The organism is Pseudomonas pharyngis, from assembly GCF_021602345.1.
In the GTDB taxonomy this organism is placed as follows: Bacteria; Pseudomonadota; Gammaproteobacteria; order Pseudomonadales; family Pseudomonadaceae; genus Aquipseudomonas; species Aquipseudomonas pharyngis.
In genome coordinates, this window is sequence record NZ_BQID01000004.1 from 17339 (window position 1) to 35566 (window position 18228).

Here is an 18228-nt window from a genome sequence, read left to right on the forward strand (position 1 = left end):
GCCTATGTTGCACGCGAGCTTTTTCCCCGCGAATGGAACGCGATCAACACCACAAAGAGGTGAAGAGATGTCAAAGGATTCACGCCCTGCCGTACTTGGGCTGATCGGCAATACGCCGCTGGTACAAGTCACCCGCTTCGATACCGGTCCCTGCACCCTGTTTCTCAAACTCGAATCACAGAACCCCGGCGGTTCGATCAAGGACCGCATCGGTCTGGCCATGATCGACGCCGCTGAGCGCGATGGTCGCCTGCAACCCGGCGGCACGATCGTCGAAGCCACCGCCGGCAACACCGGTCTGGGCCTGGCCCTGGTCGGCCGCGCCAAGGGCTACCGCGTCGTGCTGGTGGTGCCGGACAAAATGTCCACCGAGAAAGTCCTGCACCTCAAGGCCATGGGCGCCGAAGTGCACATCACCCGCTCCGATGTCGGCAAGGGTCATCCCGAGTATTACCAGGATGTCGCCGCGCGTCTGGCCAAGGACATTCCCGGCGCGTTCTTCGCCGACCAGTTCAACAACCCGGCCAACCCGCTGGCCCACGAGTGCAGCACCGGGCCGGAAATCTGGGCCCAGACCGAGCATGACCTGGACGCGATCGTGGTTGGCGTTGGCTCGGCCGGCACGCTGACCGGCCTGACCCGCTTCTTCAAGCGCGTGCAACCGGATCTGGAAATGGTCCTGGCCGACCCGGTCGGTTCGGTGATGGCTGAATACAGCCGCAGCAAGCATCTCGGCACCGCAGGTTCGTGGGCGGTGGAAGGCATCGGTGAGGACTTCATTCCGTCGATCACCGACCTGTCGAGCGTGCGCAACGCCTACTCGATCAGCGACGAGGAAAGCTTCGATCACGCGCGCCAGCTGCTGAAAGCCGAAGGCATTCTCGGTGGTTCGTCCACCGGCACCCTGCTCGCTGCCGCGCTGCGCTACTGCCGCGAACAGACCGAGCCGAAACGCGTGGTCAGCTTCGTCTGCGACACCGGCACCCGATATCTGTCGAAGGTCTACAACGACCAGTGGATGACCGATCAGGGCCTGCTGCAGCGCAAACGCTACGGCGACCTGCGCGACCTGATCGCCCGACGCTTCGAGGACGGCAAAGTTGTCAGCGTCGGCCCGGACGATACGCTGATGACCGCGTTCCAACGCATGCGCCTGGCCGATGTTTCGCAACTGCCGGTGCTGGTGGATGGTAAGCAACTGGTCGGCGTGATCGACGAATCGGACATTCTGGTGCGTGTGCACGAAGACGCCTCGCTCTTCAGCAAACCCGTCGCCAGCGCGATGACCGACAAGTTGCAAACCCTCGCCCCCGGCGCAACGCTGGCTGAACTGGAAGCCGTACTCAGCAGCGGTCTGGTGGCCATCATTGCCGACGTTTCAGGCTTCCATGGCCTGATCACCCGCGTCGACATGCTCAATCAATTACGGAGATCCCTGGCATGAGCCAGCACGACAAGAACGCCCCTCAACAAGGCTTCGCCACCCGCGTGATCCACGCCGGGCAAACGCCGGACCCGACCACCGGCGCGCTGATGCCGCCGATCTACGCCAACTCCACGTACCTGCAAGACAGCCCCGGCGTGCACAAGGGTTTTGACTACGGCCGCTCGCACAACCCGACGCGTTTCGCCCTGGAGCGCTGCGTGGCGGATCTGGAGGGCGGCACCCAGGCGTTCGCCTTCGCGTCCGGGCTGGCGACGATTTCCACCGTGCTCGAACTGATCGACGCCGGCTCGCACATCGTGTCCGGCAATGACCTGTACGGCGGCACTTTCCGTCTCTTCGACAAGGTGCGTCAGCGCAGTGCCGGGCATCGTTTCAGCTTCGTCGATCTGGCGGATCTGTCGGCGTTCGAAGCGTCGTTGCAGGACGACACGCGCATGGTGATCGTGGAGAGCCCGACCAACCCGCTGCTGGGTCTGTCCGACCTCGCCGCCATCGCCCGTATCTGCAAGGCGCGCGGGATCATCTGCGTGGCCGACAACACCTTCGCCAGCCCGTGGATCCAGCGTCCGCTGGAACTGGGTTTCGACATCGTGCTGCACTCGACCACCAAATACCTGAACGGTCACTCCGACGTGATCGGGGGGATTGCCGTGGTTGGCGACAATCCTGCGCTGGCCGAGCGTCTGGGCTTTCTGCAGAACGCAGTCGGTGCCATCTCCGGCCCGTTCGACGCGTTCCTCACCCTGCGTGGCGTGAAGACGCTGGCGCTGCGTATGGAGCGTCATTGCAGCAATGCGCTGGATCTGGCGCGCTGGCTGGAGCAACAGCCGCAGGTCAAACGTGTCTACTACCCGGGTCTGGAATCCCATCCGCAGCACGAACTGGCCAAGCGTCAGATGCGTGGGTTCGGCGGGATGATTTCCCTGGATCTGAACAGTGATCTGGCCGGCGCCCGGCGCTTCCTGGAGAACGTGCAGATCTTCGCCCTGGCCGAAAGCCTTGGCGGTGTGGAAAGCCTGATCGAGCACCCGGCAATCATGACTCACGCGACCATTCCGGCCGAAACCCGTGCCAAACTCGGCATCGGTGACAGCCTGGTGCGTCTGTCGGTGGGCGTCGAGGACATCGAAGACCTGCGTGCCGATCTGGCGCAGGCGCTGGCCAGCATCTAAAGCCCGAAAACGTCAAAGCCCGCACAAGGCGGGCTTTGGTGTTTGAGTAGGCGGCCAGTGCTGGTCTCTGGCTTACGAGGTTTCTCAGGACTCCCACAGTACAGGCAATGTGCTCTGCTGCTTCACACGGCATAAGGGCTGGAACCCAGCGCGGGGTTCTTTCTAACCGTGTACCCTTCGGAACGCGCCCAACGCTTCCTCGCTATCCGCTTGCGCATCAGTCTGCGTCTTCGCCTACATTCTTGAGCCTAGCAAACACACTGCATTGCGCTACGCGGTTTTTAGACTGATTGTTTTCTAGCGCAGGCCTGCAAGGAAGCTAACCGACTATCGCCTTCACGACCCTTCAGCCTGCCTCCCGCCAAGGGCGAACTATACTTTTCAGTTCGCTGTCCAGATTTCCTGTAAACCGTCGACACCCGTGCACCCTCCGGTGCCCCCGTGCCATTCACCAATCTGGTTGACCCCGGGCCAACGAGCCTTCCGTCGATAAACGAATGACGGGTAATGCTCGGTTGCTGTGTGGCTGATGGGGCGTGGAGAAAATCATGAAGCACACGCTTTGGCCGGGCTTCGTCCTGGCAGTTGCGGCAACAGTGGCAATGCCCAATGTCTGGGCTGCGCAGGCGCAGGCATTGGCGTCGGATGGGGCGGATCATGTTGGCGCCGGCGCCGTTGCCTCTGACGGCGCGGACCACGTCGGCGCCGGAGCAGTTGCCTCCGACGGCTCCGATCACGTTGGCTCTGGCGCCGTTGCTTCTGACGGTTCCGATCACGTTGGCTCTGGCGCCGTTGCTTCTGACGGTTCCGATCACGTTGGCTCTGGCGCCGTTGCTTCTGACGGTTCCGATCACGTTGGCGCTGGCGCCGTTGCTTCTGACGGTTCCGATCACGTCGGCGTCGGTGCCGTTGCTTCTGACGGTTCCGATCACGTTGGCGCTGGCGCCGTTGCCTCTGACGGTTCCGATCACGTCGGCGCTGGAGCCGTTGCTTCCGACGGCGCGGATCACGTCGGCGCTGGCGCTGTTGCTTCTGACGGCTCCGATCACGTCGGCGCCGGAGCCGTTGCTTCTGACGGCTCCGATCACGTCGGCGCCGGAGCCGTTGCTTCTGACGGTGCGGATCACGTCGGCGCAGGCGCAGTCGCCGCCGATGGCGCAGACAAGGTCGGTGCCAGTCGACTCGCCTACTCCCGCGCAGGCGTCGGCTCCGACCAGGTCGCTTCCGCCCTCATGAGCGGCAGCTATTCGGATCAGTTCAACAGCCCTCAATAACCGCTATCGGCGCAATCAGCCCACCGCTGGTTGCGCCGCACTAGCACATTTGTGCTAATCGACCACCCCGTTCCCTGGCGTTATATTCCCTCGCAACCCCCGACGCTCCCCAACATTGCCGCTGTGCAGTGCGCGGGATCGTTGTGCCTGGAAAAACAACAACACCAAGGAAGAAACACCATGAAACTGCAGCTCAGCCTCGCCAAGATTACGGTTCTCGGTGCCCTGCTCCTCGGCGCCAGCGGTTGCCAGACCGCCAAACCCACCGAAGACCGCATGCGCGAACGCGCCCAGACCGTCATCGGCCAACCGGTCACCAAGATCGGCAACATCCGCAACGACAGCACGCTGACCTACTACACCGCCTACACCGCCGCCGGCGAATACAACTGCGAGTTGCCCAGCGGCGCAATCATCGCGGTGGCGAGCATGGGCATCATGACGCCTCCGCTGTCCTGCCTGCCCAAAGGCGCGTCGCCGATTCCGTACCAGTAATCCGGCGCAGGAAAACCGTTCAACGCCTCTTCTCATCCGGTAAAGGATTCCGTTCGACCATGAAAACACTCATCGCCACCCTCAGCCTCGCAGCCGTCGTTCTCACCGGCTGCGCCACCCCCAAGCAATGGGAAGCCACCGGCGGCAGCAAGACCGACGGCGTTGTCCAGGTTTCCTATGAACTGGGCCAGTTCGAAAGCGGGCAAACCTCCGCCGCTCAAGGGTTGGCCGCGGCAGAAGGCCGTTGCAAGGTCTGGGGCTACAAGAGCGCCGAAGTATCAGGCTCGGAGAAAAACATCTGCCGCACCATGGGCCAGTACAACTGCCTGCAAACCACCATCACGCAGGACTATCTGTGTAAGCGCTGACCCCTTCGGTCTGCCGGTCGCGCAGCGCACGCAGGGTCGCGCGCAGCTCGGCCGGACGTACCGGCTTGGACAGAATGGCGATCTGCCGGTCATGCAGGGCCGCCTGGATTTTTTCAATGTCATGCCCGGTGATGATCATGGCCGGCACCGCATAACCGCGCTGACGACGAATCTCATCGATGCACTCGATGCCGGTGCTGTGCGCACCGAGGTCATAGTCGGCAACGATGATGTCGCAGTCCGTGACCAAACCCTGCCCGCTCAGTTCGGCCTGCACAACGCAGCCCCAACGCTCAAGCAACGCCGAGGTCGCCAGCAGAACGTTGCGATCATCCTCCACCAGACACACCTTCAACCCTGTCAGCAAACCGACCTGGCGGGCCTCCTCCCGATTGACCGGCACCTGCGGCGGCGCCAGCGGCAGGCCAAGCAAGGTCACCGCCGTGCCATGCCCCAACCGTGAACGGATCGCGACATCGATACCGATCAACTGCCCCAACCGCCGGACAATCGACAACCCCAGGCCCACACCTTCGACGTCCTTGTCGCGCAACTGGCGAACCCGATAAAACTCCTCGAACACCTTGGGCAAATGCTCTTCGGCGATGCCGCTGCCCCGGTCATAGATCGCGATGGCCAACCCCGCGCCGCGCTTGCGCACACCGATCAACACCGGTCGGTGCGCACCGTATTTGAAGCAATTGGAGAGCACGTTCTGGACCATGGTCGCCAGCAACGCCGGATCGGTGCGCACCCAGTGTTCACATGGTCGCAGACACAACTCCACACCCGCCCAGCGTGCGGCTTCGGCGTTCTGACGGATCAGATCCGCCAGCCATTCGCCCAGCTCAAGCGTCTGCAAGCGCGGCAGAATCCGCCCGTTGTCGAGGGTGTAGAGATCAAGAATCGAACGAAACAACTGCGACACGTTGAGCAGCGAACGGTCGATGCTGTCCACCAGCCGCCGCTCCTCTTCGCCCAGCCGCGACTCACGCAGGCACGCGGTAAACAACCCGATGGAGTGGATCGGCTGACGCAGGTCATGACTGGCCTGAGCCAGGAACCGTGATTTTTCAAGGTTGGCGGCGACCGCCTCTTCGGACGCCTTGCGCGTGCGTTCCAGCAGCAGGTGCGCATACACCGGAATCACCGTGCTGGTGATCATCAGCATCAACACCATGAACGGTTGCGCCTGCCAGTAGGGCGTCAACCGATAGACCGCCAACAGCGCCAGCAACGCCAGCACCGTGGCGATCGCCAGGTAGCGCGAGCCGTAGCGCATGCCGTTGCCGAGATTGACCCAGACCATGACGGCATAGATGGGCAACGCCGCCTCGCCGCCGACCACCAGCCCGAAACTGGTGCCGGTGTAATCGTGGAGCATGCCGAAAATCCGCCGCGCCGGATAATGCCCCGGCCAGCGCACAATCGCCTGGCGCAGCACGACGGAGGCCAGCAGAAACAGGGAAATGTAGGTGACCACCGGCAGGTAAGTATCGAAGCGCTGGCCCGGCAGGAAACCAAGCACGCCCATGTAAACCAGCGCAATGCTGGCGATGATGATGCGCAGATTGGCCTGGTCGAGCTCGGTGTTCTTTTCGAACTTCATGGGGGAACGTCCTTGTGCAGCAGTCGTCATAAACGCACGAATCAACAGGCAATGCCTTCGCCCGATGCTAAGGTGCATGCCATGAGCAATGCAGACCCAGGGAGGGTTGCGCCATGGCGTGCCGAATCATCATAGCCGACGATCACCCGTTGTTTCGCGAAGCGCTGCTGCGCACCGTCCAGCGTCTGCTGCCCGAAGCCCTGATCGAAGAAGCCGGCGACCTCGACACAGTGCTCGCCCTGCTGCCGGCGGGCGATGAGCCTGACACCTTGATCCTCGACCTGCGCTTCCCCGGCCTGACCTGTGTCAGCCAGCTCGCGGAACTGCGCCGGCGTTTGCCGCGAACCACGCTGATTGTGGTGTCGATGGTCGATGACGAGGCGCTGATCGGCGAAGTCATGGCGGCCGGCATCGATGGTTTTATCGGCAAGAACATCGCCCCGGATGAGATCGGTCAGGCGATCCAGGCGATTCGTGAAGGTGAGGTTCTGGTGAAATTCGCCCCGTCCGGCCTGCTGCCGCTGGACTCCGGCACCGCCCTCACCCCGCGTCAGCAGGATGTGCTGCGGCTGATCGCCCAAGGCAAGACCAACAAGGAAATCGCCCGCGAACTGGATATTTCGCCGTTCACGGTGCGGATTCATGTGTCGTCGTTGTTGCGGGTGCTCAACGTGCCGTCGCGCGCCGCAGCAGCGGTGAAATACTCCGGAGCCTTGTAGCCGGCCTCCAGGTCAGCCGTGCGGGTGGACGGTCAGTGCGACCAGTTTCACCACAATCGGCCGGACCACGAGAATGCACAGAAATGCCACGGGCATCGCCAGTTTGTAGGCGTGCAGCGCATTGCTAAGGTAATCGGCATCAATTCCGAAATTGGAGGCGGTGATCACCATCGACATCAGAAACGCCATGATTGTCGCCATGTACAACGCAAATACGTACGGCATGGCACGGGCAGACAGCTTGCGCGGGCTGAATACTGTGGTTCTTGGGGATAGTCTCTGATTCCTGTCAGTCCTTGTTGACCGAAGTGGATAGGCGCCGAGCACCCTAACAAGTCTGCCAAGCCGTAACTAGACTGATCGCCGTGAGCACTTTATAAACAAAATCTTATTAATTCGTCCTCGCCGGGATCCACGCATGAACCTCTTGGGTGCAATCGATTGTTTTATCAAAGTCGTTGAGGCGGGATCGATTGTCGGCGCCGCCAAAACCCTCGGGGTGAGTGCCGCCGCCGTCAGTCAGACCCTTGGTCGCCTTGAAAATCACCTCGACACACGCCTGCTGCAACGCACCACCCGCAGCATGGCGCTGACGGAGAGCGGTTCGGTGTATTTCGAGAAAGTAAAACGTATCGCGCTCGATCTGGAGTCCGCGCAGAGCGCCATCAGCCACGCGCAGACGCAACTCCAGGGACACTTGAGTATCGCCTCCACCGCCGGGTTCGGGCGCCATGTACTGGCCCCGGTCATTGCCGGTTTCGCCGAACGCTACCCGCAGTTGACGCTTGAGCTCTCGACGACCGACCGCAAAATCAATCACCTCCACGAAGGTATCGACCTGAGTCTGCGCATCGAGCCGCAACTGGAAGACGGCATCATCGCGCGCAAGGTTGCGACGGTGCCGTTCGTGATTTGCGCCAGCCCTGACTACCTGCAAAAGGCCGGTCGGCCGTCGACTCCGGCGGATCTTCAACAGCACGCCTGTCTGGCGTTCCGCTATCCGCTGGACGGACGGTTACTGCGCTGGTGGTTCGTTGAGCAGGGTCAGCGCTTTGAGGCTGCGATCAATGCGACCGCCATCAGCGACGATATCGACGCCCTGGCGCAAATGGCTGCTCATGGCGCCGGGGTCACCCGACTGGCGGAATTCGTTGCCGCGCCCTATCTGGAGAGTGGCCAACTGGTCTCTTTATTCGAACCGGGCGGCGGCTCGACCTTTGCCAGCGCCGCGCCGCTCGAGATCTATGCCTGTGTGCAGGAGCGCGCCGCCATGACTTCCAAGGTCAAGGCCTTCACCGAGTTTTTGCAGGAGTTCCTGCATAACCGCTGGCCCGCTCGATGAGGATCAAGGATCAACCTGCGCCATCAGTTCAGGCACCGATTCCTGCCGCTTCGCATACCGCTGCGCCAGCACCGCGCAGACCATCAGTTGAATTTGATGGAACAGCATCAGCGGCAGAATCAACACGCCAATCGTGCTGCCGGCGAACAACACCTGCGCCATCGGCACGCCAGTGGCCAGGCTCTTTTTCGAACCGCAGAACAGAATGGTGATGCGATCCTCAAGACTGAAACCGAACGCCCTGCCCAGCAGCGTGGACGCCAGCAGCACCAGCGCCAGCAGGATGCAGCACACCACCACCAGCCCCAGCAGGTCGATCACCGGAATCTGGTGCCAGATGCCCTCGTTCACTGCCTCGCTGAACGCGCCGTAGACCACCAGCAGAATCGAGCCCTGATCGACGAATTTCAGCCAGTTCTTGTTGCGACCGACCCAGGCGCCGATCCAGCGACGGGCAATCTGGCCGGCAATGAACGGCAGCAGCAATTGCACGCTGATTTTCACGATCGCGTCGAGGGTCGAGCCGCCGTCGCCGTGGACGTTGAGCAGCAGCGTCACCAGCAGCGGCGTGAGGAAAATCCCGAACAGGCTGGACGCCGCCGCACTGCAGATCGCCGCCGGAATATTGCCCCGCGCCAGCGAAGTGAAGGCAATCGCCGACTGCACCGTGGCCGGCAGCGCACACAGATACAGCATGCCCATGTACAGCTGATCGCCGATCAGCGGCGACAGCAGCGGCTTGAGCGCAAGACCCAGTAGTGGGAACAGGACAAAGGTCAGGCCGAACACCAGTAAATGCAGGCGCCAGTGGCCGGCGCCAGCGATGATCGATTCCCGCGACAGCTTGGCGCCGTGCAGGAAAAACAGCAGCGCAATGGCGATGTTGGTCAGCCAGCCGAAACCGGTCGCGACCTGACCGCTGGCGGGCAGGAAGCTGGCCAGCAGCACCACGCCGATCAGGGTCAGGGTGAAGTTGTCGGGCAAAAATCGTGGGCGCGTCATGGTTTGTTCATCCGGGGGTTGCCAGTACGTGGAAGCGACTCTAACGTGGTTGGAAATTACCGACTAACGCCGAAGAACCCACAGATGCCGCCAAAAGGACACGACAAGAGCGTCAGACGCAGCATTCCCGGGCTGCCCAGCCTGCCGCGTCCGCTGTACGGGCGTACCGAATCGCTGCCCAATCGAGCGCTCACCCGCCGTCATAGTCATCCGTGGGTGCAGTTGTCCTACGCAATCCAGGGCGTACTCGAAGTGCAGACCGCCGTCGGTCGTTTCGTTGCGCCGCCGGAGCGGGCGGTGTGGATTCCGGCGGGCGTGCCGCATCGGGTGTTCAGTTCACCGCACACGGAAATGCGCAGCCTGTACATCGATTGCAGCGTCGCCAGCTGGGCGCCGGAGCGTTGTCATGTGCTCGGGGTCAGTGATCTTTTGCGTGAGCTGATTCGGGCCTTCAGTCAGATACCTGTCGAATATGACCAGAGCGGCCCGCACGGGCGCATGGCCCAGGTGATCCTCGATCAACTGGCCGAGGCGCCGCCCATCGATCTGATGCTGCCACTGCCGCAGGACAGTCGCCTGCGGCAGATCTATCAGAGTCTGGAGCAACATCCGGAACAGCAGACCACCCTGGCGCACTGGAGCGAAAAATTCGGCGTGACCGAGAAAACTCTGACTCGGCTGTTCCTGCGCGACACCGGTTTGACCTTCCGCACCTGGCGCCAGCGCCTGCGTCTGCTGGGTGCGCTGACGCCGCTGGAACGCGGCGAACGCGTCACCGACGTGGCTTTGGCCTGTGGTTATGACTCGACATCGGCCTTTATTGCGGCGTTTCGCCAACAGTTCGGCGAGACGCCAGGAGAGTTTTTCCGATGAAATTAACCGATATTTATCGACTTTGTGCATGCCATTGGGCAAATTTCAGGGTAGAGTTTCGCCCATCAAGAACCTTTGACATCTTTCGACGATAACAATGATCAACCACCCTTTAGCGAACCTGTCGGCGGTAACAGCATGATCGAAGTCACTGAAGTTTCCATTGCCCAATTGCGCGCGGCGCTCGAGTCCGGCCAGACCACGGCGGTCGAGTTGGTGCAGGCCTATCTGGCGCGCATCGACGCCTATGACGGCCCTGACACCGCCACTGCGCTGAACGCGGTGATCGTGCGTAACCCCGACGCACTGAAAGAAGCGCAAGCCTCGGACGCCCGTCGCGCCAAGGGCGAAACCCTCGGTCCGCTGGACGGCATCCCCTACACCGCCAAGGACAGCTATCTGGTCAAAGGCCTGACCGCCGCGTCCGGCAGCCCGGCCTTCGCCGATCTGGTGGCACAGCGCGACGCGTTCACCATTGAGCGCCTGCGTGCGGGCGGTGCGATCTGCCTGGGCAAGACCAACATGCCGCCGATGGCCAACGGCGGGATGCAGCGTGGCGTCTATGGCCGTGCCGAAAGCCCTTATAACGCTGATTATCTGACTGCACCGTTTGCTTCCGGCTCGTCGAACGGTGCCGGCACTGCCACCGCTGCCAGCTTCTCGGCATTCGGTCTGGCGGAAGAAACCTGGTCGAGCGGTCGCGGCCCGGCGTCGAACAACGGCCTGTGCGCCTACACACCGTCACGCGGGGTGATTTCGGTACGCGGCAATTGGCCGCTGACGCCGACCATGGACGTGGTGGTGCCCTACGCCCGCACCATGGCCGACCTGCTGGAAGTCCTCGACGTGGTGGTCGCCGAAGACACCGACACCCGTGGCGACCTGTGGCGCCTGCAACCCTGGGTGCCGATCCCGAGCGTCGCTTCAGTGCGCCCTGCTTCCTATCTGGAATTGGCAGTGAAGAGCGATGCACTGGCCGGCAAACGCCTGGGCGTGCCGCGCATGTACATCAACGCCGACCCTGAAGCCGGCACCAGCGACGAGCCGGGCATCGGCGGCCCGACCGGGCAACGCATCAACACCCGCGCTTCGGTGATCGATCTGTGGAAACAGGCCCGTCAGGCCCTCGAAGCCGCCGGCGCCGAAGTGATCGAAGTGGATTTCCCGCTGGTCTCCAACTGCGAAGGTGATCGTCCGGGCGCGCCGACCGTGTTCAATCGCGGCATCGTCTCGAAAGAGTTCATGCACCACGAACTGTGGGACCTGTCGGCCTGGGCGTTCGATGATTTCCTGCGCGCCAACGGCGACCCGAAACTCAATCGACTGGCAGACGTCGACGGCCCGAAAATCTTCCCCCACGACCCGGGCACCCTGCCCAACCGTGAAGGCGACCTCGCTGCCGGCATGGACGAATACGTGCGCATGGCCCAGCGCGGCATCACACCATGGGATCAGATCCCGACCCTGCCGGACGGCCTGCGCGGCCTGGAGAAGACCCGCAAGCTCGACCTCGAAGACTGGATGGATCGCCTCGGCCTCGACGCCGTGCTGTTCCCCACCAACGCCGACGTGGGTCCGGCCGACGCCGACGTCAACCCGGCCTCGGCGGACATCGCCTGGAGCAACGGCATCTGGGTCGCCAACGGCAACCTCGCAATCCGCCACCTCGGCGTACCGACCGTCACCGTGCCGATGGGCGTGATGGCCGATATTGGCATGCCGGTGGGGTTGACGTTTGCCGGGCGGGCCTATGACGATTCGACGCTGCTGCGACTGGCGGCGGCGTTCGAGGCGACCGGCTCGAAACGACTGGTACCGCCACGTACGCCAGCACTGGTAACCCGATAGGTTCTCAGTCTTAACGCACTTCGCTTAGAGAAGCGGGCGCCATGAAGTCAATAATGGCCCCGCTTCTCTAATATCAAGTACGCGCTCACACATTCCTGCCTTATACAACTGTAAGTTCTGACAGTTGCCCCTTGGAAAACGCAAGCGTAGCGTGACGATTGATTGGGTCGTTAATAACCCAAGACTGACTTTCACGCACTCTGATTTCGAAGGAACGTAAAATCATGACTACAGACAAACTGTATGAAGCACTGGGCATTGATAACAACCTGAAGCCTCTGCCTGCCACTCAAAAATCAAGCGCCGCCGACCAAACTTTCACCGCAATCATTGAACCTGCACTCCCCTCCGGAACTGATCAATTCAAGGCAGAGGAGTTTTGGTATGAGAAATTTATTCCAGACACTATTAGTGTGTTGGGGCGCTCTGGCGCTGGGGAAAAAATGAAGCAAATAGCTATCCTTATCAACGAACACACCCCAGATGGCACCTATAAGGTGAGTGGTTTCCAAGCAGTGGACGTCACAGCAGTACTGCTTGCAGACGGTGTGTTTACACATGCTCGAAAAGGTTCTGTAACGTTCAAACGAAACACCACCAATAACTCAATCGAAGGCACGGCCGATTTCAAAATTGACTTTGGAGAAGGCGTTGAGTACCGAGTATCACGAGTTGAATTTAAAGTGAAAGCAACTGGCCCGCTTTAAACAGGCCAATGTTCTTTTCAACACAGGGTGAAGGGCAGTCTTTCGATAAGAGCTAAATTTAATCGTTGACGAGCCCCTTCCCAATTCAACTTCAGAACTGAAAATTCAAAAACAACGAGGTCAGTTCGGCTACCTGTCCTGGTTTTTCTTAACGTTCTGCCAGTTCTTCCAGCAAATCCGCCGAAGGCACAAAGAACAGACTGCCTGTGACGGCGGTGCTGAAATCCAGCAGTCGATCGTAATTGCCGGGTGGTTTGCCGACAAACATGTTCTCCAGCATTTGCTCCAGCGGCTCGGGCGAACGCGCGTAACCAATAAAGTAAGTGCCGTACTCACCTGCGCCTGGCCTACCGAACGGCATGTTGTCGCGCAGGATTTTCACCTCTTCGCCGTCCTTGGTGATGGTCGTCAGCGCGCTGTGGGAATTGCTCGGCTTGACCGAATCGTCCAGCTCGATATCGGACAGTTTTGTACGCCCGATCACCCGCTCCTGCGCTTCGACCGACAGTTCGTTCCACGCCTTCATGTTGTGCAGGTACTTCTGCACCAGCACGTAACTGCCGCCGCTGAACGTCTGATCTTCATCACCCACGAGGGTGAAATGCTCGGCTTTGCGGCCGACCGGATTTTCCGTGCCGTCGACAAAACCGATGATGCTGCGCATGTCGAAATAGCGGAAACCCTGTACTTCGTCGGTAACCGTCACGGCGCCGTCCAGCGCCGACATCAACTGCGTTGCCAGCTCGAAACACAGGTCCATCTGATCGGCACGAATGTGCAGCAGTAAGTCGCCAGGTGTGGAAACAGCGCGCCGCCCTTCTACGCCGAATTCGCGAAAGTCGTGCAAGGATGCCGGGCGTGGACTGCCGAACAGACGATCCCAGGCGCTGGAAGAGAACCCGCAAACACAGGACAGGTTTCCCGAAGGGACACGCTTGCCGACCGAGCGCGTCAGCCCCGCGACATCGGCGCACCAGCCGCGGATTTTTTCGGCGGCATCGGCCCCGGCGTTAAGGGTCGCCACGATGAAGATGGCAGCGCTGGTGATCGGGCTGCAGACGGCTTGAGGATCTGGCGTTTCGATGATCGTGACTCCCAAGGGATGATGGACTGGCTCGAAGGGAGGTTAGCAAAGAAGCACTGACTGAAATACCTTCCGTCACCCCGTTGCCAAGGCAGACACTTCGTTAATAACGAACAATACCCACGAAATAAACGATTTTTCTTTGTCGGAAAGCTCCTACTAGCATGGCCCCGTCTACCCCGACAAACATAAAGACAGGGAGAACGGCATGCACACCATCAACATCGGCGAACCCTGGATGTGGGTCGCCTTCATCGTTTTTGTCCTCGCCATGCTGGCCGTCGACCTGTTCGTCTTCGGTGGGCGCAAGGCGCATCGGGTCTCGGTACGGGAAGCCTCATCCTGGGTATTTGCCTGGTGCATGCTGGCGATGGCCTTCGCCGGATTGCTCTGGTGGTATCTGAACGGCGAATTCGGTCCCGAAATCGCCAAGGTCAAGACCCTGGAATTCCTCACCGGCTACCTGATCGAGCAGTCGCTGTCGATCGATAACATGTTCGTCTTCGTGATGATTTTCAGCTACTTCGCCGTGCCGCCGGAGTTGCAGCGCCGGGTGCTGCTGTACGGCGTGCTCGGGGCAATCGTGATGCGCGCGGCGATGATCTTTGCTGGCGTATGGCTGGTGTCGCAATTCACTTGGCTGCTGTATGTGTTCGGCGTGTTCCTGATCATCACCGGGATCAAGATGCTGGTGTTCGCCGAGCAGCAACCGGATCTCGATAACAACCCGCTGCTGCGTTGGGTGCGCGGACATCTGCGGATCACCAACGGCTTTCACGGCGAGCGGTTTTTCGTGCTACAGAACGGTGTCCGCTGGGCCACGCCGATGTTTCTGGTGCTGGTGCTGATCGAGGCCAGCGACCTGATGTTTGCGGTCGACAGCATCCCGGCGATTTTCGCGGTGACCACCGACCCGTTCATCATTTTCACCTCGAACATCTTCGCGATCATGGGCCTGCGGGCGCTGTACTTTTTGCTGGCAGACATGGCCGACCGTTTTCATCTGCTCAAGTACGGACTGGCGCTGGTGCTGGTGTTCATCGGCGGGAAGATGACGGTGATGCCGTGGTTTCACATGCCGGTGGAGTGGTCGCTGGCGATTGTTGGCGGGCTGATTCTGGCGTCGGTGGTGCTGAGTCTGATGCTGACGAAGGACAAGTCGCCCGAAGAAAGTCAGGCGAAATAACGGCCGAGGGAGCGAACGGATTCGCTCCCTCGGCTTTGAGCTCATTTATCCGACTTGATACTGGTCCACACCCGGGTCCGCACCCGCTCCAGTTTCTGCGGCAACGGTTGCACCACGTACAGCTTCTTCAGCGCTTCGCTGGTCGGCGTCAGGTTCGGGTTGCCTGTGATTTCCTTGTTGATCAGCGGCAGCGAATCCTTGTTGGCATTCGGGTAGCCGAGGAAGTCGCTGATCGAAGCGATGACTTTCGGATCGAGCAAGGTGTTGAGGAACTCGTGGGCCTCTTCGACGTTCTTCGCGCTCTTCGGAATGGCGAAGGTATCGAACCAGATCGGCGCGCCTTCCTTCGGCAAGCGCCAATCGACCACCACGCCATTGCCCGCCTCTTTGGCACGGTTGCCGAACTGGTAGAAGCTGCCGGAATAACCGATGGCCACGCAGATATCGCCGTTGGCGATGTCGGTCATGTACTTGGCCGAGTTGAAGTAGGTGACGTAAGGGCGAACCTTGAGCATCAGGTCCTTGGCTTTCTCATAGTCGGCGGGGTTCTGGCTGTTCGGGTCCAGGCCCAGGTAGTGCAGAGCCAGCGGCAGGATTTCCGACGGCGAATCGAGCATTGCCACGCCGCAGGATTTCAGCTTTTCCATGTTCTCCGGCTTGAACACCAGATCCCAGCTGTCCACCGGCGCATTCTCGCCGAGCGCAGCCTTGACCTTGGCCGGGTTGAAACCGATCAGTACCGTGCCGACCATGTAGGGCACGCCATACTGATTGCCGGGGTCGTTGGCGTCGAGCAACTTGAGCAGCGCCTGGTCCTGGTGGCTCCAGTTCGGCAACTTGGACTTGTCGAGTTTCTGGAACACACCGGCCTTGATCTGGGTATCGAGGAACTGATTCGACGGCACCACCAGGTCATAGCCGGAGTTGCCGGTCAGCAATTTGGCTTCGAGGGATTCGTTGGTGTCGAAGGTGTCCCAGGTCACTTTGATGTTGCTTTTGGCGGCGAACTCCTTGGGCACCGATGGCAGGATGTAATCCGCCCAGTTGTACACCCGCAGTTCGCGCTGTTCGGCCTGTACGGCGCTGGCCAGCAGCGTCAGCCCGAAAACAGTAGCGCCCAGAATGCGTTTCATCGTGACCATGTTGTGTTTCCCCGAATGCAGCGTGAGTCGATGGTTTTTATGTTCTGTACACGGCAGTGGCTGGCAAAATCAGCCATGGGCAAGGAAGGTGCAGCATTTAGTTGTGGCTTCGATTCTTGCTGACAGCGTAGACGCAGCACAGTAGCCGGTTGGCCAAAAGGGGATCGAAATGGCCAATTTGCATGACCGCCGGGATGCGGAAACAACAATGCCCGACGATGTGCCGGGCATTGTTTGAACAGCTTGCGAACGCTCAGTCGGTAAAACCCAACCGCGTCGCCCTGCTTTGCTGCGCCTGCCCGCGGGTCGCCAGGCAGTAATACAGCGGGCACGTCACGATCAGGCCGACCAGCCACGACAAGTCAGCGCCTTCCACCAGATTTGCATACGGCCCGACATACAACGATGTGTTGGCGAACGGCAGCTGCACAATGATGCCGATGAAGTAGGCAATGATCGCGTGCAGGTTGAAGCGCCCATAAATGCCGCCATCGGCGCGGAAGATCGAGGCGATGTCGTAACTGCCGCGCTTGATCAGGTAGAAGTCGATCAGGTTGATCGACTCCCACGGCACCAGCACCAGCAGCAACGCGAGAATCAGCCCGATGAACTCGGAAATGAAATCCGCCGACGCACCCAGCGCCACCACGCAGCAACCCGCCAGCACGATGCTCGACAAGATCACCCGCACCTTGATGCTCGGCGTCCATTGGCTGGCAAAGGTCTGGATCGAGGTGATGATCGACAACACCGCGCCATACAGATTCAGCGCGTTGTGGCTGATGATGTTGAGCAGGAACAGCACCATCAGAATCGGCCCCAGCCAACCGGTGGACTGCTTGACCGCCGCCATCGCCTCAGTGCCTTCCGGCGTTGCCAGTACCGCCACCGCGCCAAACGTGAACGACAGAATCGTGCCCAGCGTGGCGCCCAGATACGTCGCGATAAATGGCTTGGAGATACCGATGTCCGCCGGCAGGTAACGGGAATAGTCGGAGACGTACGGCGAGAAACTGATCTGCCAGATGATCCCCAGCGATACAGTCGCCAGCCACCCGGACAGGTTGAAGCTGCCACGGGTAAAGAAGTCCGCCGGCAACTCATGGGCAAAGATGTAGATGAAACCGGCGAGCAGCGCGCTGCCCATCACCCAGGTGCCGATGCGGTTGAGCGTGTGAATGAAGTTGTAGCCGATCACGCCGATGGCCGTGGCGCTGAGGGCGCCGATCAGGATGCTCAACGGTGCCGGCACCGACGGCGCGATGCCGACGATGGATTTACCCGCCAGCACGATGTTGGAAATGAAGAAGCCGATATAGATGATCGCCGCGAAGAACACGATCAACAGCGCACCGTAACGCCCGAACTGACCGCGACTCTGCACCATCTGCGGAATGCCCATGCGCGGGCCTTGCGCCGACGCCAGGGCGATCACCACGCCGCCGATCATGTGCCCCAGCGCTATCGCCAGCAGCCCCCAGAACAGGTCGAGATGAAACACCTGGACCACCATGGCGCCGGTGACGATGGGCAGTGGCGCAATGTTGGTGCTGAACCAAAGGGTGAACAGGTCGCGGGCCTTCCCGTGGCGTTCCGCGAGTGGGACGTAGTCGACCGTGTGATTCTCGATCAACGGATCTTGCCGGGACATCTGGGACATAAAAATGAACTCGATTGGGTCTGTTCTTATCGTTGTATGAAGCCAAACCGGGGTGCTTCGTGGCCGCCCCTCAGATGCAGACCATATTATGGTATTCCAACATTTTCACAAGACTGATCCGCTGTTTGCGACGGCATCTGATCCGGCATACTCCCTGATAGCCAGCGTTCACGGCTAGAGCAAAGCCCAGTAAATGCTGAGTTTCCGACGGATGAACCACGTTTATCGCTTCACCAAAAAAGCGCTTGCAATCGATGTATTACGGTATACCATCAGACCCATAAACACATAAAAACACGC

The 18228-nt window shown here is 60.5% G+C and carries 17 protein-coding genes; 11 read left to right on the forward strand and 6 right to left on the reverse strand.

The window, feature by feature from the left end; translation table 11 throughout:
• The first annotated feature begins 67 nt into the window (after nucleotides 1–67).
• From L6D74_RS09785 to yecR, 5 genes are all read left to right on the forward strand, one after another.
• Nucleotides 68–1444 carry a pyridoxal-phosphate dependent enzyme gene (locus L6D74_RS09785; protein WP_085610550.1) on the forward strand — a complete coding sequence of 459 codons (1377 nt, stop codon included), beginning with the start codon at nucleotides 68–70 and terminating at the stop codon, nucleotides 1442–1444.
• Nucleotides 1441–2619: a trans-sulfuration enzyme family protein gene (locus tag L6D74_RS09790; protein WP_236188901.1), complete on the forward strand. Its 1179-nt coding sequence runs from the start codon at nucleotides 1441–1443 to the stop codon at nucleotides 2617–2619. The genes L6D74_RS09785 and L6D74_RS09790 overlap by 4 nt, the downstream gene beginning before the upstream one ends.
• Before the next feature lie 548 nt (nucleotides 2620–3167).
• Nucleotides 3168–3893, forward strand: a complete 726-nt coding sequence (locus tag L6D74_RS09795) for a hypothetical protein (RefSeq protein ID WP_236188910.1) — start codon at nucleotides 3168–3170, stop codon at nucleotides 3891–3893.
• 180 nt (nucleotides 3894–4073) lie between these two features.
• Nucleotides 4074–4388, forward strand: coding sequence for a hypothetical protein (locus tag L6D74_RS09800; protein WP_236188912.1), 315 nt, complete (start codon nucleotides 4074–4076; stop codon nucleotides 4386–4388).
• Nucleotides 4389–4447: 59 nt separating this feature from the next.
• On the forward strand, nucleotides 4448–4756 hold the full coding sequence (yecR, locus tag L6D74_RS09805) for a YecR family lipoprotein (RefSeq protein WP_011334629.1): 309 nt from the start codon (nucleotides 4448–4450) through the stop codon (nucleotides 4754–4756).
• Here the strand turns inward: yecR and L6D74_RS09810 are convergent.
• Complete coding sequence (locus L6D74_RS09810) at nucleotides 4728–6365, reverse strand: ATP-binding response regulator (protein WP_236188917.1); 1638 nt, start codon at nucleotides 6363–6365, stop codon at nucleotides 4728–4730. The two genes, yecR and L6D74_RS09810, sit on opposite strands and share 29 nt — an antisense overlap.
• A gap of 113 nt (nucleotides 6366–6478) precedes the next feature.
• On the opposite strand from L6D74_RS09810, the gene L6D74_RS09815 reads away from it, so the two are divergent.
• Entirely contained in the window at nucleotides 6479–7084 is a 606-nt protein-coding gene (locus L6D74_RS09815) for a LuxR C-terminal-related transcriptional regulator (RefSeq protein WP_236188920.1), read from the forward strand.
• A gap of 12 nt (nucleotides 7085–7096) precedes the next feature.
• Here the strand turns inward: L6D74_RS09815 and L6D74_RS09820 are convergent, their stop codons facing one another.
• Nucleotides 7097–7309 carry a DUF2798 domain-containing protein gene (locus L6D74_RS09820; RefSeq protein WP_236188922.1) on the reverse strand — a complete coding sequence of 71 codons (213 nt, stop codon included), beginning with the start codon at nucleotides 7307–7309 and terminating at the stop codon, nucleotides 7097–7099.
• Nucleotides 7310–7502: 193 nt separating this feature from the next.
• Between L6D74_RS09820 and L6D74_RS09825 the strand changes: the two genes are divergently transcribed.
• Nucleotides 7503–8426: a LysR family transcriptional regulator gene (locus tag L6D74_RS09825; protein WP_236188923.1), complete on the forward strand. Its 924-nt coding sequence runs from the start codon at nucleotides 7503–7505 to the stop codon at nucleotides 8424–8426.
• A gap of 3 nt (nucleotides 8427–8429) precedes the next feature.
• On the opposite strand, the gene L6D74_RS09830 is transcribed toward L6D74_RS09825, so the two are convergent.
• Nucleotides 8430–9428, reverse strand: a complete 999-nt coding sequence (locus L6D74_RS09830) for a bile acid:sodium symporter family protein (protein WP_064597281.1) — start codon at nucleotides 9426–9428, stop codon at nucleotides 8430–8432.
• 84 nt (nucleotides 9429–9512) lie between these two features.
• On the opposite strand from L6D74_RS09830, the gene L6D74_RS09835 reads away from it, so the two are divergent.
• The 3 genes from L6D74_RS09835 (at nucleotide 9513) to L6D74_RS09845 (ending at nucleotide 12856) form a co-directional block, all read left to right on the forward strand.
• A complete protein-coding gene (locus L6D74_RS09835) occupies nucleotides 9513–10301 on the forward strand; it encodes an AraC family transcriptional regulator (protein ID WP_236188924.1) in 789 nt (262 codons plus the stop codon).
• Between the two features lie 138 nt (nucleotides 10302–10439).
• A complete protein-coding gene (locus L6D74_RS09840; protein WP_236188925.1) occupies nucleotides 10440–12149 on the forward strand; it encodes an amidase in 1710 nt (569 codons plus the stop codon).
• A 224-nt stretch (nucleotides 12150–12373) separates the two neighbouring features.
• A complete protein-coding gene (locus L6D74_RS09845) occupies nucleotides 12374–12856 on the forward strand; it encodes a hypothetical protein (protein WP_236188926.1) in 483 nt (160 codons plus the stop codon).
• Between the two features lie 148 nt (nucleotides 12857–13004).
• Here L6D74_RS09845 and L6D74_RS09850 read toward each other — a convergent pair whose 3' ends face one another.
• Nucleotides 13005–13955, reverse strand: coding sequence for a Dyp-type peroxidase (locus L6D74_RS09850; protein WP_236188929.1), 951 nt, complete (start codon nucleotides 13953–13955; stop codon nucleotides 13005–13007).
• 193 nt (nucleotides 13956–14148) lie between these two features.
• Here L6D74_RS09850 and L6D74_RS09855 point away from each other — a divergent pair, with 193 nt between their 5' ends.
• Nucleotides 14149–15126, forward strand: coding sequence for a TerC family protein (locus tag L6D74_RS09855; protein WP_236188931.1), 978 nt, complete (start codon nucleotides 14149–14151; stop codon nucleotides 15124–15126).
• Nucleotides 15127–15167: 41 nt separating this feature from the next.
• Here the strand turns inward: L6D74_RS09855 and L6D74_RS09860 are convergent, their stop codons facing one another.
• Together L6D74_RS09860 and L6D74_RS09865 are read right to left on the reverse strand one after the other, a co-directional pair.
• Nucleotides 15168–16268: a polyamine ABC transporter substrate-binding protein gene (locus L6D74_RS09860; protein WP_236188932.1), complete on the reverse strand. Its 1101-nt coding sequence runs from the start codon at nucleotides 16266–16268 to the stop codon at nucleotides 15168–15170.
• A gap of 253 nt (nucleotides 16269–16521) precedes the next feature.
• Complete coding sequence (locus tag L6D74_RS09865) at nucleotides 16522–17928, reverse strand: purine-cytosine permease family protein (RefSeq protein ID WP_236188935.1); 1407 nt, start codon at nucleotides 17926–17928, stop codon at nucleotides 16522–16524.
• Nucleotides 17929–18228: the final 300 nt, after the last annotated feature.

What these genes read in the sequence shown, in the direction of transcription:
- L6D74_RS09865 (WP_236188935.1), bottom strand. Translation starts at nt 17,928, where the DNA reads ATGTCCCAGATGTCCCGGCAAGATCCGTTGATCGAGAATCACACGGTC.
- L6D74_RS09785 (WP_085610550.1), top strand. Translation starts at nt 68, where the DNA reads ATGTCAAAGGATTCACGCCCTGCCGTACTTGGGCTGATCGGCAATACG.
- L6D74_RS09815 (WP_236188920.1), top strand. Translation starts at nt 6,479, where the DNA reads ATGGCGTGCCGAATCATCATAGCCGACGATCACCCGTTGTTTCGCGAA.
- L6D74_RS09825 (WP_236188923.1), top strand. Translation starts at nt 7,503, where the DNA reads ATGAACCTCTTGGGTGCAATCGATTGTTTTATCAAAGTCGTTGAGGCG.
- L6D74_RS09820 (WP_236188922.1), bottom strand. Translation starts at nt 7,309, where the DNA reads ATGCCGTACGTATTTGCGTTGTACATGGCGACAATCATGGCGTTTCTG.
- L6D74_RS09830 (WP_064597281.1), bottom strand. Translation starts at nt 9,428, where the DNA reads ATGACGCGCCCACGATTTTTGCCCGACAACTTCACCCTGACCCTGATC.
- L6D74_RS09860 (WP_236188932.1), bottom strand. Translation starts at nt 16,268, where the DNA reads ATGGTCACGATGAAACGCATTCTGGGCGCTACTGTTTTCGGGCTGACG.
- L6D74_RS09835 (WP_236188924.1), top strand. Translation starts at nt 9,513, where the DNA reads ATGCCGCCAAAAGGACACGACAAGAGCGTCAGACGCAGCATTCCCGGG.
- L6D74_RS09800 (WP_236188912.1), top strand. Translation starts at nt 4,074, where the DNA reads ATGAAACTGCAGCTCAGCCTCGCCAAGATTACGGTTCTCGGTGCCCTG.
- yecR (WP_011334629.1), top strand. Translation starts at nt 4,448, where the DNA reads ATGAAAACACTCATCGCCACCCTCAGCCTCGCAGCCGTCGTTCTCACC.
- L6D74_RS09795 (WP_236188910.1), top strand. Translation starts at nt 3,168, where the DNA reads ATGAAGCACACGCTTTGGCCGGGCTTCGTCCTGGCAGTTGCGGCAACA.
- L6D74_RS09845 (WP_236188926.1), top strand. Translation starts at nt 12,374, where the DNA reads ATGACTACAGACAAACTGTATGAAGCACTGGGCATTGATAACAACCTG.
- L6D74_RS09810 (WP_236188917.1), bottom strand. Translation starts at nt 6,365, where the DNA reads ATGAAGTTCGAAAAGAACACCGAGCTCGACCAGGCCAATCTGCGCATC.
- L6D74_RS09840 (WP_236188925.1), top strand. Translation starts at nt 10,440, where the DNA reads ATGATCGAAGTCACTGAAGTTTCCATTGCCCAATTGCGCGCGGCGCTC.
- L6D74_RS09855 (WP_236188931.1), top strand. Translation starts at nt 14,149, where the DNA reads ATGCACACCATCAACATCGGCGAACCCTGGATGTGGGTCGCCTTCATC.
- L6D74_RS09790 (WP_236188901.1), top strand. Translation starts at nt 1,441, where the DNA reads ATGAGCCAGCACGACAAGAACGCCCCTCAACAAGGCTTCGCCACCCGC.